A 19,464-nucleotide genomic window follows, 5' to 3' on the forward strand; every position below is an offset into this window, starting at 1 on the left:
TTAGCATTTTTTATTGCGAAAGTATTTGGAGCGTTGGGTTGTTGTTATGATTTTTTTCTGTAAGCAATAAAATATATTTTACAGTTAAAAAATTTAAATAAAATGGAATGATAATGATTGTTGATCGGATTTTAATTATTTTATGGGCTGTAATATTAGCTTTTTTTTGTGTTTCATGGTTAGGTACAACGCATATCTTGTCACAAATATTTTCTATCGCTTATATTAGCAATATAGCAGATATTTTATTCTTTTTTCTGAGCGCACTATTTGCTGGAATATTATGGTTTAGGGTACCTCAGCCAATACCTTTGAAAATAAAACTGGTGGCATTTTTACCACCAGTATTCATTTTATTTTTCTTCACAATATTCTAATTAGATATTTCATCATCTGTAAATCCAATGAAGCAAATCAGTGAAATAAAGGAAGAAAGAAGTAAATAATAACCGATATAAGAAAAATCAAAATGTTGAACCAGATATTCTGAAATATAAGGTGAAAGAGATGCACCTACGATACCAGCTAAGTTAAAAGTTATGGAAGAGCCAGTGTATCGAATTGCTGTTGGATATGGTGAAGCCAAAACAGCACCAAGTGGACTGTATATCATTCCCATAATTGATAAGCCAATTACAGACATCAAGAAGATTCCTACAATTCCGGAATTTAGGAAATAGGGAACTGCTAAAGAATAGATGCCAGTAATTATTGTAATCGCAATCATTAAAGTTCTGCGTTTAATGAGATCTGCAAGTTTTCCGGTTAAGATAGTAAAAATTCCACAGAAAATAGCACCGACTATCTCTACTTGAAGAGCCTGATTCATTGATAATTTTAAGTGGTTTGTTGTATAGCTTAACAAATATGTTGTAACCAGATAAAATAAGACAAATGTTGTCATGCCAGCAAATGTCCCAAGAAATAAGATTCGTGGACATTTCAAAAAGACATCTACTATAGGTATTTTGACATGCTCTTTACGCTCAAGGTTTTTTTTGAATTCAATTGTTTCACTGATTGAGAGACGAACCCATAATCCCACAATCATAAAAGCAATTGAGGCAATAAAAGGAATACGCCATCCCCATGCTAAAAGTTCATCATTATCAAAGAAGTTTAGCAGACCTAAATAAACCATAATGGATAAAAATAGGCCGATTGGTACACCTAACTGAGGAAACATCGCATACCAACCGCGCTTTTCTGGTGGTGCATTTTCTGTTGCGAGTAGAACAGCTCCTCCCCATTCACCTCCTAATCCCATTCCTTGACCAATACGACATATCGTTAAAAAAAATGGCGCCCACCAACCGGCTGTTTCATAGGTAGGAAGGATACCAATAAGCACTGTTGATATACCCATTGTGAGAAGAGATGCAATAAGTGTTGCTTTTCGTCCAATTTTATCGCCAAAATGTCCAAAAATAATCGATCCAAGTGGGCGTGCAAAAAAGGCTGCTCCAAAGATAAGGAAAGACTGCAAAATGGCAAGTTCATTGTTTTGAGTTGGAAAGAATATATAGGGAAATATAAGAGCTGCGGCAGTTCCAAAAACATAAAAATCGAAGAATTCAATTGTTGGACCAATAAGGCTTGCAAATAAAATTCTTCTTGTTGAATGTTTTCTACTTACATTTTGTTTTTCTGAGCTTATAGACATAGATAGGATGTCCCTTTCAGTATATAACAAATTAAATTATGAAGCTGAATCTTATAGTTATAAAAATTTCAGACCAGTGTTGATTCGGTGTTATTATAATCCAATTCGATACTATTATAATCTAATAATCAGAATAATTAATTTAAGATATAATAAGCATGGATAATTTATCTTATAGATATATCTAAATTAAACATAATAAAAATACTACCTAAAATGTTGTAGAAGGTAGAAGTATATTTCTATAAACAATACAATTTCTTCAATACACAAGGCTATTTTTATTAGTGTAAGAATCAAATTTGATTTCATAGGTTGGTATTTTAATCTCTCCAAAATGTTAAAAAAGCTTTATGTGAATATGATAAAACACTTTTTAGCTGTATAAAAGACATTTTCTACTGTTAATTGCAAAATTTTTAAACGCATACGTAATATTCGATCAGTTATGTTTCAATGCACTTAATGTTTTGTGTAGGCTGGCTTTCCATTCTGAAGAACATAAGGCTGAGCGGTTATATCGTGGTATTTTTTGCGTGTAGCTTTTTTAAAATATGCAATTTTTTATTTGCACAGCCGTAGAGTATGGAAAACGTGGAGTATAGATAATGCAACGTAAATTGAGACTAAGCTTTTGGACATTAATGACCAGTAGTTTTCTTGTAAATGTTGCAAATGCAGATGGGGCAGCATTTCCAGGAGAAAGCCCATTAATATTCCTAGAAGTAAGTAAGCAGCTAGGAGAAATGGAAAAGTCATTACCAAAAATAAAAGGATTAAAAGAAAAATCAAAAGATTCAAAAAGAATACCGAATAAACAGGTAATAGCACCAGAGGAGCCATTAAAAGAAGAAAAGGGAGTAGAAAGCTTTTCTTTTGAGGTATTAACAAATTCAATAATTGGTAGTGACAGTACCATCTATATTGTCAATCATAATCATAAGAATTCTGGTAAAAAAGAAAATAGCTTTAATTATAAAAACGGCGGGTATTCTATCAATAATACAGTGCAAGATGGTGGAAAACTTTACATTAATGAAGCAAGTATTAGTAGAGATACCATAATTGAGAGTGATGGTACTGAGTTCGTTCAAAATCTAAGTACTTCAGAATATGCTATTGTTAAAAAAGGTGGAAAACAAATTATTGAAAATGGTGCAAGTGCGGATAAGGTTAAAATCTATAGTGGTGAGCAGTTTATTTTTGGAGAAAGTGATATTAATGGTGAGATAGTCAGTAGTAGTGCTTATGATACTGTGATTTATGGTCAAGACAAAATACCAGGAGTACAAAATATACATATCGGTGGGGTTGCTTTTAACACAAAGGTTATGAGAGGAGGTATACAAAACATTGATGGTACAAAGGATGGTAATAGCGCTTTAGCACTTGGTACTGAAGTCTTTAAAAATGGTATGCAGATCATCTTTGCAGGAGGGAAAGCTAGAGATGTTGTTTTATACGATCATGCTATTCAGGAAGTACATAAGACTGGATATGTGAATGATTTAACAATCCATGATCAAGCACAATCATGGTTATATGCTGGTGCAATATTAGATGGGGTCACAAACATTAATGATTTTGGAAGCCTTTATATTTATGCTGGTGATGGTGAACCTGTTACGGAAGTAAAAGATCTTATTTTAAATGGAGAAAACGCTAGATTATACTATATTGCTACTAAAACTCATAGTAAAAAGTCTCCGATTAATATTAAGAATTTAAGCGGCAGTGGTAGAGTTATTTTTACTTTTACTGGATCTGATAGGAATTACTCTCAGCTTGATATTAACAATCTATCCGGTAACTTGCACTTTGATTTCAATACCAATTTTGCTGAGCAGCATGGTGATTATCTCCTTATTAAGAAAAAAGGTACGGGTTATCATACAATAAGTGTTACCGATTCTGGTATTGAAATTACAAATTCTACTCACAAAAAGCTTAAATTGATTTCTGATCGTAGCGGGGGAGCTCATTTTACTTTGACGAATACTTTTGGTGAAAAAATTAGCGCTGTTGATGCTGGAACCTATATGTATAGTTTAAAATACAGAAAAAATAAGGATAGAGGAAAAATTTGGTATTTAGATAAGAATTATACTATAGATAATAGAGAGACTCTTACAATTTCTGATTTTATCCCTAATACACCAGTCGATAATGTATCAACTGATCTTTCTACTGATGTGTTAACAGATCTTATAATTTATAAGGATAGAGCCATTTATATTTTCGATCCTAGCTTTAATTTTCATAGCGAAGTAGGCGATAATAATAGTAACAGCGATGGAGATGTTTCGATTAGTAATACGGTTCAGAATGGTGGAAGGATCTATGTTTATAATGGTGGTTTAAATTTACATACTAAAATTAAGAGTGGCGGTATTGAGATTATTAAGGCACAGGGAATTTCGCAAGATACGGTTATTTATGAAGATGGGCAACAAAGTATTGAGGATGGGGGAAAAGCTGAAGGAACTCAAATTTACGGAGGTAAACAGTTTGTTTTTGGGAAGAGTAAAAGTAAGTTGGTAAGAAGTAATGCTGATGGTACTGTAGTTTCTGGTCAAGATCAAGCATCGGGATATCAAAATGTGTATAATGGTGGAGTGGTTTATAACACAAAGATCATAGAAGGAGGGGTACAAAATCTTTATGTAAAAGATTATAATCTTGATGAAGAAGATTATGGTGGTACTGCATTTGATACTCAAATTTTTTCTGGTGGTAAGCAAAATGTCTTAGTAGGGGGTAAGGCTTTTAATGTTATGTTATCTGGAACTGCTATCCAAAAAATAAATTTGGGTGGATATGTAAAAGATCTAATGATTAATGATCGAGCAGAGTCATGGCTGCATCATGGTGCAATATTAGAAGGGAGAACAACAGTTAATAATTCTGGACGAATTTATCTTTATGCTGGGAAGGATGTTCATACAACTACAGCAGAAGACATTTATTTAAATGGAAAAGATACCAGGCTATATTTTATTTCTGCTGATATCGATGGTGAAACTTCTTTAGTTAAGAATTTAAGTGGTAATGGTAGTGTTATTTTTACTTCTACCGTATTTAATCCGCATTACTCTAAGCTTTATATAAACAACCTTTCAGGTAATTTAAATTTCAAGCTTAATGTAAATTTTTCAGAGAATCGTAACGACTCTCTCTTTATAAAAGAAGGTGCAGGTTATCACGCAATAAGTGTTATTGATTCTGGTATCGAAATTACTAATCCTTCTTCACAAGAGAATAATTTTATTCCTGAGCTTGATTTAATTACAGATCAAAGTGGAAAAGCTCATTTTACTCTGACCGATTTCTCTGGTGAACAGATTGATACTGTTGATGGTGGGGTTTACGTATATAGTTTAAAGCAGAAAGATGATGAGGGGGGAAAAATTTGGTATTTGGCTCCTACAGATAAAATTGCTATTCCTTTAATCACATCATCTAATATGGTGTTACCTATAGTTGGATTGCCTAAACAAGAAGAAGATGTTGCAATTTCAAAAGATTTTATAGCCAATTCTCATATAAATAATTTTGGTATTGATAAAGATAAATTAATTCTGCAAAATTTTGTACTTCGTGATGATCAGGTGGTTCATATTTCTGATGATGGAAAAGCAGGTGTTCCTAATCGATCTATTAATAATACAATTCAGAAATCTGGAACAATTTATGTTGAAGCAGGTGGTTTTGGCAAAAATACTACAATTGAAGATGGTGGCCTTGAAGTTATTAGCGAACAAGGAATTTCAGAATCTACGATTGTTTATAAAGGTGGGCAACAAAGGGTAGAGGGGGGAGGAACTACGGCGAAAGTTGAAATTTATGGTGGTGATCAGCTTGTTTTCGGAGAGGGTTATATGGATGGTAGGATTATGGGAAGCAATGCTTATGGTACCACAATTTACGGTCAGGGTACCGTACTAGGACAGCAGCGTGTGTATGATGATGGAATAGTTTTTAAAACAAAAATTATGAATGGAGGGGTACAAAATCTTGCTAAATGGTTTGCAGATGATGATAATTTTGCACTAAAAAAGGGTGGTTTAGCTGTTGATACTGAGGTCTTTGAGGGTGGTATGCAGCGTATTTTATCAGGGGGGGAGGCAGATACTGTTATTTTACATGCTCATGCTATTCAGGAAGTTCATGCTGGTGGACACGTAAAAAATCTAACAATTAAAGGGAAAGCTAATTCGTTGGTTTTTGCTGGTGCAACATTAGGAGGGGAAATAACAGTTTATGATTCTGGACAACTCCATCTCTATGCTGGGGAAGATGTTCATACAACTACAGCAGAAGACATTTATTTAAATGGAGAAGATGCTATATTATACTCTGTGTCTAGTAAATTTGACGACAAAAGTTCTCAGATTCGAACATTAAGGGGTGTAGGGAGGGTTGTCTTTACCTCTGCGGAGTCTAATTTGTATTATTCTCATCTTTATATTGATAATCTTTCAGGAAGCATACATTTTGATTTAAATGTTAGCTTTGCAGAAGAAAAAGGTGATTACCTTTTTATTAAGAATAGTAGCGGTAATCACACAATAGGCATTGTAGATTTTGGTATCGAGATTGTTGATCCTTCTTCAACTAATCTTGATTTAATTACAGATCAAAGCGGGAGAGCTCATTTTACTTTGCAAAATTTTTCTGGTACAAAAACTGGAATTGTTGATGGTGGAACTTATGCGTATGGTTTAAGACAAAGAAAGGACGAGAATACAGAAGGAAAAATTTGGTATTTGACTCCAGTATTTATTGATAATTTACCACGAAGGAGTAGATCTCTTAAGAATTTAAGTCAAAATTTTTCTAATTCTTCTAATTCTATTCCTTTTACTGCTTTATCTCTACGAGATGGAACTGTTGAGTTATCTGATTTGAGGGGTGGCCATCGTCGTTCGGGTCGAAGAAGACCTCCTGTTCTTCCATCTGTTTCACCTTCACAAGAGGGAGCTGTTGAGACGTTATCTTCGGGTGATAATCATCAACCTTCGAGTGAGCAACATCATCCTCCCGTTCTCTTAGCTGTTTCACCTTCACAAGAGGGAGCTGTTGAGACGTTATCTTCGGGTGATAATCATCAACCTTCGAGTGAGCAACATCATCCTCCCGTTCTCTTAGCTGTTTCACCTTCACAAGAGGGAGCTGTTGAGATGTCGTCTTTGGGTGATAATCGTCAGCCTCCGAGTGAAACACAGCAGCCTGTTATTTCTTTAGCTGCTCCACCCTTGGTTTATCAGACGATTGAGGATCCAAATCATCAAAGTCAAGATCCTCCAGAATTAAAACAGGAGTTACTAGCTTCTCACTTTTTGACGACCCCATCAACTGATGCAGTATTATCTATGGCAGTAACTCCTGAGCTTATTTTCAATAGTGAGTTACAAAGTATACGTATTGGTAAAGGAATTTTAGATAGAAACAAGAAGAGTGCTACTTTCTGGACATATGCGATTAAGAACAAGGAGCATCTTTCTACAGGCCATACAGATTTTAAGCTTGATCAAACAGGTGTAGTGTTAGGTATTAATGGTCTCAGTGAATTAGTTAATGGAGAGTTTTATATTGGTGGTTTTGGTAGTTATAACCAAGCACGCATTGCTCATGCTCGAGGTGGTACTAGTGACATAAACAGTTATAGCATCGGAACTTATGCGACTTATTTTGATCATAGTGGATGGTATGTAGATAGTGTTTTGAAATACAATCATTATCAAAATAATTTAAAAGCTGTTTCTACGAATGGTATTTCTATTCAAGGAGATTATAAACAGTGGGCAGTAGGTACGTCATTTGAAGTAGGTTATCGTTTTAATATATCACAGAGTGGTTGGATGCAGCCTTATGGGCAATTAACTTGGTTACAAGTTCAAGATAAAGAAATAAAGCTTTCCAATGGTATGACTGGTGATATAAGTCCATCGACTTCATTACGTAGTGAGATTGGATTATCGTTAGGTTATGAATTTGGATCTGATATGGATACTCCATCAGTGGCTTATATTGCGGCAGCTTGGTTGCGTGAGAATATAGAGCACAACCACACGACAATTAATAAACAGCATAAATTTACTACGGATTTATCTGGGAATTCGGGTAAATTTGGAGTTGGTTTAAGCAGTTTTGTTAGTGATCGATTAAAGTTTTATGCGGAAGCCTATTATCTCAAAGGGCACAAGACTAAGCAGTTACTTCAAGGTATCTTGGGTGTGCGCTATAGTTTTTAATGATATATTTTGTTCTTTGATTATCCTTAAATGTATAATTATTTTTTATAAGTTATATATTTGGTGATCAGAGAACAATTTTAAAAAAATACAGAGACATTTTGATCACAACAGGCGGTATGTTTTATTGTAGAATGTCTTGTTACTTATATCATAATCTCTCTAAATGATAAAAAAATTAAGAAGAAGCAATATGGGTATTACTCTGTATTCTCTATAAAATAAGAAATTTTATAAAGTATAAGGAGTAATTTTTTTCTATATTAATAAAGGGTTGAAAAGAATTCAAAAACTTTAGATTGAAAATAATTTTTTAAAAGCTAGTTACACTTGATATTTGTTCATTGAACGTGAGAGGGAAGGGTATGATTATGCGATATGTGCAATGTAAGTGGAAATTGGGTTATTGGATGTTCATATTTAATGGTTGTTTTATACACCTTGCAAGTGCAGATGAAAGTGGAGTAAAATTTTTTTATTAGGCTCCAAGCTATAGTACAAACAAGAAATTATTTTATTCTCAACCTGATAAAAAGGCTAAAATAGGAGAGCATAAAAAAGTTAAGACATTTGAAGGCGGTATCATTATAGAAGAATCTCATAGAATGAGTATTTTAAATGATCTTAACAGCATTAATATGAATGAAAATCCTGAAATATTGATTAATAAAATATGGGAGCATGATAGCAATATTAATCATAGTATAAATCATATTACACAAGAAAGAAATATTATGTTATTGAAAAAAGAAAAAAATGAAGAGCCTGAACTTATTTTTATTAGGGATGGAGTACTTCTACAAGATTTTATTCTCGATAATAACGGTAGAGCTTATATTTCAAATAGTGGCTCTACAAATAAACCAGGTCGATCCATTAATAATATAGTTCGAGGTAGTGCAAAGCTTTTTATTTATGAAGGTGGACTCAGCGAGAATACTAAAGTTGAGGATACTGGTATCGAGAATATTCAGGCTTTAAATGGCAAGCAAGGATTTTCAAAAAATACTACTGTTTTAAAGGGGTGAGAACAAAGAATTGTAAATGGAGGAAAAGCAGAGGATGCAAAAATTTATGGTGGTAAACAGCTTATTTGGGGAGAAGGGACTGTTAATGGTCAAACTCTAGGCAGCATTGCTTATAATACTGTAGTTTATGGACAAAATAAAACACTTGGGCAACAGCAAGTGTATGATGATGGTGTTGCTTTGAATACGAAAATTATGAATGGAGGAATACAAGAAGTTGCTAAAAATTCTCAAAACGCAAAAAATGGTGGTTTTGTACTCGATACTCAAGTTTTTGGTGGCGGTAAACAACGTATTTTAGCAGGAGGTAGAGCTGTTAACTCTATTTTAAATGAAACTGCTATTCAAGGGATATATGCTGGTGGATATTTAAAAAATCTAACAGTTAATAATCATGCTCAATCATGGGCATATGCTGGTGCGGTATTAGAAGGAGATACCAAAATTCATGATTTTGGAAAATTTCATATTTATGCAGGAGATGATCAGCACCGTACTGAAGTAGAAAATGTTACTTTAAATGGAGAAAATACAAAATTATATTCTATTGCTACTGATTTTGATGGAAAAAGTTCTTTAATTCAAAAATTAAGTGGGGATGGAAAGGTAATTTTTAATTATAGTGGGTCTAATCCATACTATTCTCAGCTTTATGTTTATGATCTTTCAGGTAATTTACATTTTGAGTTCCACACTACTATTGCGAATAATCGTGGGGATTATCTTTTCATCGAGGATGGTAAGGGTCATCATACAATAAGCGTTATTGATTCTGGCATTGAAATAACGGAACCTTCTTCACAACAGCGTGATTTAATTACTGATAAAAGTGCAAAGGCTAATTTTACTTTAGTAAATTTCTATGGGACAAAAATTAATGCTATTGATGGTGGAACTTATATGTATGGTTTCAAACAGAGAAAGGATGAAAAAGGAAAAATTTGGTATTTAGCTGCAGATTATATTGGTGGGCCAAATCCCAATAGATCCCTTCATCCATCAACGACTCCTTTGACTGATACGGTAGTATTTATGGCGGTAGCTCCTGAGCTTGTTTTCAATAATGAGCTGCAAAATATACGCACTGGAAGAGGAATTTTAGATAAAAATAAGAAAAAAAACAGACTATGGGTACATGCAATCAAGAGTAAAGAACGTATTGCTACAGGTCATACGCATTTTAAGCTTGAGCAGACTGGTATCGTATTAGGTGCTGATCAGTTAAACGAATTAACATATGGGGAGTTATATATTGGTAGTTTTGGCAGTTATGATCAGGCGCGCGTTGCTCATGTACGAGGCGGCATTAGTAGCATGGATGTTTATAGTGTTGGAACTTATGCTACTTATTTTGATAATCGTGAGTGGTATTTAGATGGCGTTTTGAAGTACAATTATTATAGAAATAATCTAAGGGCTTTATCAACAAATGCTTTAGCTATTCAAGCAAATTATAATCAATGGGCGATTGGTGGATCATTTGAGATGGGGCGCCATTTTGAGACAGAAAAAAATATTTGGATGCAGCCTTATATCAGGTTAACGGGAGCACAGGTTGAAAAGAAGAAAATAAATCTTTCCAATGGTATGAGAGGTGATATAAGCTCGTCTATTTCATTACGTAGTGAAGTTGGGTTATCTGCAGGACATGAATTTATTGTTGGCATAGAAATTCCATTAACAGCTTATATTACGGCGGCTTGGTTGTATGAAAATATGAATAATAATCATACAACAATTAATAAACAGCATGAATTTATTACTGAGTTGTCTGGAAACGTTGGTAAATTAGGGATTGGTTTAAATAGTTTTGTAAATGATAAATTAACGCTTTATGCAGAAGCTGATTATCTAAAAGGATATAAGACAAAGCAATTACTTCAAGGTATTTTGGGTATACGCTATAATTTTTAAGTATGTATTTTATTCATTTATTAGCTTTATAATTATGGTTGATTTTACAAACCAAATACTCAGTGGTTAGGTGATATTTCTTAAAATTTTATAGATATCCAAAGATAATCTCACACTCTTAACTTACTATCAATGATATAGCTTCTCATTTTAATTATTGCATTTGTTGCATATCGTATCTTTTATTTAAGATATGATGTGCATTTTTTTAGTTCTTTTTGCTCCAGATTATAAGTCATTGATTCAGTAATTCACAGACGCTGAACAGAATATAATATCACAATAATTATAATATTACAATTATAATATACATAAAAACATAAATAAAACACATTATGATACAATCTAAAATAAGCTACCTATGTAGTTGCGGGATGTTAGTCTAATTATTGATATCGGAGTGTGAATTATGCAGCATAAATGCAAATTAAGTTTTTCAGTATTGATGATCAGTAGTTGTCTTGTGCAAATTGCAAATGCGGAGGAGGCTTTAAGCGCATTACTAAACAAGATGATAGTTAATGAAAAGGTAGTGCCAAAAGACCAGGCACTTATTATTACGCTTTTTAGCAATAAAACCACAATTGAGAATGGCGGCATAGAGATTGTTGAGAATGGTGGGACTTCCAAGGATGCTGTTGTTAATTTAGGTGGAAAGCAAATAGTTACCCGTAAGGGAACTGCAATAAGTACTAAAATTGATGGAGGTCAGCAGTTTATCTTCGAGGAAAGAAGCTCTAAAGATTTTACGAATTCTAGATTAAGCAGCGCTTATCAGGCTATAGTTCATGGTAAAGATGAAACAGTTGGACAACAAAATGTGTATGATGGTGGGCATGCTTGGGATACAAAAGTCATGGGTGGAGGAGAACAAAATCTTTATAGAGGGCATAAAAAAGAGGGAGGAGTTGCTTCAAATACCACTGTCTTTAAAGATGGCCGGCAGCATGTTTTAGATGGCGGTAGTGCTAAAAGGGTAACGTTATATAACGATGCTGTTCAAGTGGTGTATCCTGGTGGATCCGTAGAAAATTTAACAATTAATGATCACGCTTATTCATGGGTGTACGCTGGTGCAGAATTAAAAGGAGAAACAAAGGTTAATGGCAATGGTCGTCTTCATTTTTATGTTGGTGATGCCACCAGCCAGGTTACACAAAAAGATTTTTCTATACAAGGGCGAAGTGATGAGACATTATTTTTTGTCGGGTCACGGGGTAGCAAAGATAATCCTAATATTCATGTTGAAAATTTAAGTGGTAATGGAACCATTAGTTTTTCTTCCATTGGTTATGATCCACACCATTCTTCACTTCATGTTGAAAGGCTCTCAGGTAATTTACATTTTCATTTTAATACCAACAGTCAAAAAAGGCGTGGCGATTATTTGGTAATTAATAATGGTGAAGGTGACCATAAGATAAGTGTTGTCGATTCCGGTGTTGAGATTACAAACTTTTTTGCACGAGAGCGTGATTTTATTACTGAGCTTAATTTAATAACAGACAAAAGCACGAACGGAGGAGCTAACTTTATTTTAACAGATCATTCTGGTAACCTAATTGATGCTGTTGATGGTGGAACTTATATGTATAGTTTACAAAAGAGAGCCAAGAGTGATAATTTACAAATTTGGTATTTAGGTGTGGAGATGGGTAAGCCGAAACATACAGAATCCTATAAACGGCGCGTGATTAAGAAACCTCATGCATCATATTCTGATGCAGGGAGTGGTAGGTCACAACATAAAAAATCTTCCTTAAAGCGTCTTAATCCAGTATCAGAGGGAGTTGATTTATCTGCTATTTTATCTGAAGAAGATACAGTTAAACCATCACCTAAAAGACGACCTCCTCGGCATTTAAGTCAAAATTTTTCTAATTCTTCTAATTCTATTCCTTTTACTGCTTTATCTCTACGAGATGGAACTGTTGAGTTATCTGATTTGAGGGGTGGCCATCGTCGTTCGGGTCGAAGAAGACCTCCTGTTCTTCCATCTGTTTCACCTTCACAAGAGGGAGCTGTTGAGACGTTATCTTCGGGTGATAATCATCAACCTTCGAGTGAGCAACATCATCCTCCCGTTCTCTTAGCTGTTTCACCTTCACAAGAGGGAGCTGTTGAGACGTTATCTTCGGGTGATAATCATCAACCTTCGAGTGAGCAACATCATCCTCCCGTTCTCTTAGCTGTTTCACCTTCACAAGAGGGAGCTGTTGAGATGTCGTCTTTGGGTGATAATCGTCAGCCTCCGAGTGAAACACAGCAGCCTGTTATTTCTTTAGCTGCTCCACCCTTGGTTTATCAGACGATTGAGGATCCAAATCATCAAAGTCAAGATCCTCCAGAATTAAAACAGGAGTTACTAGCTTCTCACTTTTTGACGACCCCATCAACTGATGCAGTATTATCTATGGCAGTAACTCCTGAGCTTATTTTCAATAGTGAGTTACAAAGTATACGTATTGGTAAAGGAATTTTAGATAGAAACAAGAAGAGTGCTACTTTCTGGACATATGCGATTAAGAACAAGGAGCATCTTTCTACAGGCCATACAGATTTTAAGCTTGATCAAACAGGTGTAGTGTTAGGTATTAATGGTCTCAGTGAATTAGTTAATGGAGAGTTTTATATTGGTGGTTTTGGTAGTTATAACCAAGCACGCATTGCTCATGCTCGAGGTGGTACTAGTGACATAAACAGTTATAGCATCGGAACTTATGCGACTTATTTTGATCATAGTGGATGGTATGTAGATAGTGTTTTGAAATACAATCATTATCAAAATAATTTAAAAGCTGTTTCTACGAATGGTATTTCTATTCAAGGAGATTATAAACAGTGGGCAGTAGGTACGTCATTTGAAGTAGGTTATCGTTTTAATATATCACAGAGTGGTTGGATGCAGCCTTATGGGCAATTAACTTGGTTACAAGTTCAAGATAAAGAAATAAAGCTTTCCAATGGTATGACTGGTGATATAAGTCCATCGACTTCATTACGTAGTGAGATTGGATTATCGTTAGGTTATGAATTTGGATCTGATATGGATACTCCATCAGTGGCTTATATTGCGGCAGCTTGGTTGCGTGAGAATATAGAGCACAACCACACGACAATTAATAAACAGCATAAATTTACTACGGATTTATCTGGGAATTCGGGTAAATTTGGAGTTGGTTTAAGCAGTTTTGTTAGTGATCGATTAAAGTTTTATGCGGAAGCCTATTATCTCAAAGGGCACAAGACTAAGCAGTTACTTCAAGGTATCTTGGGTGTGCGCTATAGTTTTTAATGATATATTTTGTTCTTTGATTATCCTTAAATGTATAATTATTTTTTATAAGTTATATATTTGGTGATCAGAGAACAATTTTAAAAAAATACAGAGACATTTTGATCACAACAGGCGGTATGTTTTATTGTAGAATGTCTTGTTACTTATATCATAATCTCTCTAAATGATAAAAAAATTAAAAAGGGAGGCGGATTGTGCAAATAGTTTTAATTTTTGTAAGAAGAATAGCAATACTGTGATAGGGAAATTAGGTATCGCTGATATTTCTATTTTTTATAACATTTTCTCTTTAACTAGCTATATAGTTTTAAAAATTGGTGCGGATTTTCTACAATCACTTGGCAATAAGCTTCTTGTTCGTTATAGAACGGCTAGATAATATTGGTAAATGAAATAAAAGGTAGTCAAATGCTCGTAGAACGTACTTTTTCAATGATAAAACCAGATGCAACACGTCGTAATTTGACAGGAGAAATTACAAAAATGCTTGAAGATGCGGGGTTACGTGTTATTGCATCTAAACGTGTGTGGATGAGTCAGCGTGAAGCTGAAAGGTTTTACGCTGTTCATAGAGAACGGCCATTTTTTAGAGAGTTGGTCGAATTTATGTCTTCTGGTCCGACTATTGTGCAGGTTTTAGAAGGTGAAAATGCAATTGCTAAAAACCGTGAAGTGATGGGTGCTACAAATCCCATAGATGCGCAGGAAGGAACAATCCGTAAGGTACATGCTTTGTCGATTGGTGAAAATTCTGTTCATGGTTCAGATAGCATTGAAACCGCAAAAACAGAAATCGCTTTTTGGTTTTCTGAGATAGAAATTGTTGGCTAATAAAAGCACGGATAAAATGAAGAATCCCGGAAGATACCGCTTCAGGATTCTTTTTATGAGGCTATAGATTTTTTTAGAGGGATGGATGAATTTTATTTTTTATGGTATAACGTGCTTTAAGCCTGCGCGAAAATAATCCCATCCTGTCCATAATGTAAGGAGAGCTGCTATCCAAAGCATAGCGATACCAAGTTCTTCTATATGAGGGATAATTTTATTCCCAGCTGGTCCTGCTAAGAGAAAGATAATAGCTATCATTTGTACAAAAGTTTTCCATTTTGCGAGACGAGAGACAGGAACACTGACTTTTAATTCAGCCAAATATTCGCGCAATCCTGATACAAGAATTTCTCGGCAAAGAATGATGATAGCTGCCCACAGTGTCCACCCAGCGATAGTGTTATCTGCAGCAAGCAATAAAAGACAGGCAGATACAAGAAGTTTATCTGCAATTGGATCTAGCATGCGACCAATATTAGATGTTTGTTCCCAAATACGAGCTAGGTAACCATCAAAAAAGTCAGTAATAGACGCAACTATAAAAATGGAAACAGCAACCCAGCGTGCTATATCGCTTGATTGTAATCGTCCTTCTAAAAAAAAGCACGCAACAACCATTGGTACTGCGACAATCCGTGCATAAGTTAAAATATTTGGAAAAGAAAAAGTATGATTTTTCATTGAGTTATTTTCAATTCTTTGTGAAACATAATATGTCTAATAAGCGTAACAAGGTAAAGATTATGAAACAAGCTTATTTTTCTTTAAAATGATTGTAAATTTTTTGTGCAATTGTGATAGAAATTCCCATAACTTTTGTTAAATCTTCGATAGAAGCATTGGTAACAGCTTTGGCGCTTCCAAAATGGTGAAGTAACGCACGCTTTCTTGTTGGACCGATATTTTCAATTTCATCAAGTGGGTTTTTGAATGTTTCTTTTTTTCGTTTTATTCTGTGAGATCCAATTGCAAAACGATGTGCCTCATCACGTATGCGTTGTAGGAAATAAAAAGCAGGATCACGCGAAGGAAGAGTAAAGGGTGCTTTTCCTTTTATAAAAAACCGTTCAGATCCCGATTTACGGTCAGCACCCTTAGCTATTCCTACTACTGTAATGAGATTATCTAATTTTAATTCGGATAATATTGTATGCACACTGTTTATTTGTCCTTCACCGCCGTCGATTAATATAAGATCAGGCCAAATAGGAAAAAGATCATCATTTTCACTTTTTATAATATTGCTCTTATAAGGCTGATTCTGTGCTGTAATAAGGCGTGAGAATCTTCGCTTGATAACTTCTTTCATCATACCAAAATCATCACCAGGTGTGATATCAGTTGAGCAAATATTGAATTTGCGATACTGATTTTTAATAAATCCCATTTGACCTACAACAATCATTGCACCTACTGCATTTGTTCCCGTAATATGGGAATTATCGTAGACTTCTATACGGTGTGGTATATGAGGAAGTTGAAATATTTTGGTAATATCTTGAAGTAATTTTGTATGTGTTGCGGTTTCAGAAATCTTACGTTCGAGTGCTTCATGAGCATTGATAAAGGCATGGTTAACAAGGTTTTTACGTTCACCTTGTTTTGGTAAAGAGAGGAATATTTTGCGATTTGCTTTTAGACTAAATGCATCTGTAAGAAGTTCTTTTTCTTCGATCGATTCAGATAAAAGGATGAGTTTTGGAATAGGCTTATCATCATAGAATTGGGCAAGAAAACTGGCTAAAATTTCATTACTAGAAAAGGACGGATCTGCTTTCGGGAAATAAGCTCGGTTTCCCCAATTTTGTCTCATACGGAAAAAGAAAACTTGAATGCAAGTTATTCCTTCCCGTTGTGCAATAGCAAATACATCGGCTTCTTCCACTGTTTGAGGATTAATGCTCTGATGGCTTTGTATATGAGAAAGAGCTGATAAGCGATCACGATAGACTGCAGCTTGCTCAAAATCAAGATTTTTTGCAGCTTTATGCATAGCTTGAACCATATCATTTTTAATTGATTGACTTTTGCCTGAAAGGAAGGCTTTTGCTCCTTTTACCAATTCTATATAGCTACTGTCACTAATTTCATGCGTACAGGGTGCAGAACATCGCTTGATTTGATAAAGTAAACAGGGTCGTGTACGATTTTCAAAAAATGAATTGGTACAGGTGCGTAATAAAAAGGCACGTTGTAGGATGTTGATTGTCTGTGTAACTGCACCTGAAGAAGCGAAAGGGCCAAAATAATGTGCTTTTTGTGTTCGGGAACCGCGATGTTTGTAAAGTCCAGGTGCTCGGTGATCATCAGTAATAATGATATAAGGAAAGCTTTTATTATCACGCAGTAATACATTAAAACGTGGGCGCAACCTTTTTATGAGATTAGCTTCTAAGAGTAGTGCTTCTGTTTCTGTATGAGTAATGACAAACTCCATATGATATGTTGCACGAATCATACGGGTAATACGGTTATTGTGTCCCTGTTCATGTGCATAGCTTGAAACGCGTTTTTTTAGATTACGAGCTTTGCCAACATAAAGAACATCATTATTCTCATCAAACATCCGATAAACTCCCGGCTTATGCGGCAAATGTTTGGCAAATTCTTGTATGAGTTTGGCACCTTTTAATTGGTTTTTATTATTCTCTATATTGGTGTTATTCCATGTAATATTAGAAAAAAAAGATAAATTTCTTTTTTCATTTTTTGAGCAAGCTGTGTTATTTTTGAGGATCATTCAGTTTATCCAGAAATATTTTGTGTTTTCTATTATAAAATATTCTTCTTAATCCATTACAATCAATTATTGTATCTATAACGTTTTTCCTATCTTATAAAGGACGTATTATAACACTAGATTATACGATTTTGTGGTTATTATTTTTCGTAAAAAAATATGAATGAAATCCAAGAAAATCATTTTCAGTGCTCACTAATTTTATTCGTTAACTAATTAGAATAATGAGCTTGTGCTGCTTAAAGGTTACTTAAAATAGACTTTACTAATAAAAATAAAATCTGCGCTGTTAGCTACTGCATAAATTTTAGGCTAATCATAGTTTAAAGGGCTAAAGGAGTGATAGTGTAATGTTATGGTTTTTGGGAGCAGCTTTAAGATTCCTTCTCATGAAGAATATTTTAATTTAGATGAGAAGTAAAATGAGGATCTTAACATAATAGATACTCTTTTCGGAGCCATTTATGAATTATTTGTGCATTTTTATCTTGCCCGAGACGTGTGATAAGGAAGGGGTTAAGTTTTTTCATTTCTTCTTCAAGAATATAGGGAGGATTAATAAGGATCATACCGCTTCCATTCATTGTGGGTGGTATTGAATTTTTGCGGATACGCATTTCGAGCTGTAAAATTTTAGGAATTTCTGTTTGATAAAGTGCGTAAAGAAAATTTTTAATTTCTTTTTCATATTTAACAGGGTACCATAAAGCGTAAATACCTTTAGGGAAGCGTCTATATGCCTTTACTAATCCTTCAATAAGACGAGAAAATTCACCAGGCTTTTCAAAGGGAGGATCAACGAGGATGAATCCACGTTTTTCTTTTGGTGGTAGATGCGAGTTTAAAGAAAGCCAACCATCTAAATGTAGAGCTTTTGTTTGATAATCATTGGCAAAATTTCTTGCTAAAATTTTATAATCTTCGCAATGTAATTCAATTGCAATTAACCGGTCTTGTTTGCGCAATAATTGGCGAATAAAAACAGGAGACCCAGGGTAGAATACAATTTCTTTTTTTCCTTTATTGAGTGTGTAAATGGTATTATACCACGGATAAAGGAGTTCATTCAAGTCTTCTGGGATAGGATCTGACAGAAGCCGTTGTACACCTTCGCGCCATTCTCCCGTTTTATGCGCTTCCAAAGAAGAGAGATCATAGATACCGATTCCGGCATGTGTATCTATAACACGAAAAGCCTTTTCCTTACGTTTGAGATATTCTACAATACGAGTGACAATAATGTGTTTAAAAACATCAGCAAAATTGCCAGCATGATAAATATGCCGATAATTCATAAATAAACTCTGCTACTATGCGATTTTTTAATAAAATTTTTTATTAACATAAACAATAGTTTGTATATCAACAAAAGCCCTATTGTGGAGATTAAAAATATCTTGATAAAAATTATATACTTCCACAGGAGTATCAATATCGTAGATTTTTAGTTATTTGCTATGCTATTTTATATCAATTCATTGAATTAATCGCTATGATTTCAATTATTTTATCAGAACATGAATAAATCAATCACTTTGATTGGGATATTTGTCACATTGCAAGATATTTATCATTATTACTTTAAGCAGAGAGTCATGAAAGATAAAAGTTAATTAAGAATCATCACAATTCACTGAAAATTTTAAGCCTAATTTATGTACTAATCAATAAAGTTCCCAATTATTTGAAGATTGATACATTTTTTATGTCTGAAAAAGTACTATTAAACTGATTTG

General features: G+C 34.2%; 8 protein-coding genes and 1 pseudogene. 5 read left to right on the top strand and 4 right to left on the bottom strand.

Annotated elements, in window-relative coordinates:
• Positions 1-113 precede the first annotated feature (113 nt).
• Complete coding sequence (locus V4P56_RS01985; protein ID WP_455482415.1) at positions 114-377, top strand: hypothetical protein; 264 nt, start codon at positions 114-116, stop codon at positions 375-377.
• On the opposite strand, the gene V4P56_RS01990 is transcribed toward V4P56_RS01985, so the two are convergent.
• Positions 374-1,663: an MFS transporter gene (locus V4P56_RS01990; RefSeq protein ID WP_455482416.1), complete on the bottom strand. Its 1,290-nt coding sequence runs from the start codon at positions 1,661-1,663 to the stop codon at positions 374-376. The two genes, V4P56_RS01985 and V4P56_RS01990, sit on opposite strands and share 4 nt — an antisense overlap.
• A 608-nt stretch (positions 1,664-2,271) precedes the next feature.
• On the opposite strand from V4P56_RS01990, the gene bafA (V4P56_RS01995) reads away from it, so the two are divergent.
• The 4 genes and pseudogenes from bafA (V4P56_RS01995) (at position 2,272) to ndk (ending at position 14,988) form a co-directional block, all read left to right on the top strand.
• Entirely contained in the window at positions 2,272-7,917 is a 5,646-nt protein-coding gene (bafA, locus tag V4P56_RS01995; protein WP_455482417.1) for a BafA family autotransporter, read from the top strand.
• Between the two features lie 371 nt (positions 7,918-8,288).
• A pseudogene (locus V4P56_RS02000) lies at positions 8,289-10,859 on the top strand (autotransporter outer membrane beta-barrel domain-containing protein).
• Positions 10,860-11,268: 409 nt separating this feature from the next.
• Positions 11,269-14,154: a BafA family autotransporter gene (bafA, locus tag V4P56_RS02005; RefSeq protein ID WP_455482418.1), complete on the top strand. Its 2,886-nt coding sequence runs from the start codon at positions 11,269-11,271 to the stop codon at positions 14,152-14,154.
• 411 nt (positions 14,155-14,565) lie between these two features.
• On the top strand, positions 14,566-14,988 hold the full coding sequence (gene ndk, locus V4P56_RS02010; RefSeq protein ID WP_455482419.1) for a nucleoside-diphosphate kinase: 423 nt from the start codon (positions 14,566-14,568) through the stop codon (positions 14,986-14,988).
• A 99-nt stretch (positions 14,989-15,087) separates the two neighbouring features.
• On the opposite strand, the gene pgsA is transcribed toward ndk, so the two are convergent.
• The 3 genes from pgsA to V4P56_RS02025 all read right to left on the bottom strand — a co-directional run bounded on the left by pgsA (position 15,088) and on the right by V4P56_RS02025 (position 19,023).
• Entirely contained in the window at positions 15,088-15,669 is a 582-nt protein-coding gene (gene pgsA, locus V4P56_RS02015; protein ID WP_455482420.1) for a CDP-diacylglycerol--glycerol-3-phosphate 3-phosphatidyltransferase, read from the bottom strand.
• Positions 15,670-15,742: 73 nt separating this feature from the next.
• Positions 15,743-17,728: an excinuclease ABC subunit UvrC gene (gene uvrC, locus V4P56_RS02020; RefSeq protein ID WP_455482421.1), complete on the bottom strand. Its 1,986-nt coding sequence runs from the start codon at positions 17,726-17,728 to the stop codon at positions 15,743-15,745.
• 431 nt (positions 17,729-18,159) lie between these two features.
• A complete protein-coding gene (locus tag V4P56_RS02025) occupies positions 18,160-19,023 on the bottom strand; it encodes a 23S rRNA (adenine(2030)-N(6))-methyltransferase RlmJ (protein ID WP_455482422.1) in 864 nt (287 codons plus the stop codon).
• Positions 19,024-19,464: the final 441 nt, after the last annotated feature.

The organism is Bartonella sp. B35(2025) (genome assembly GCF_053794465.1).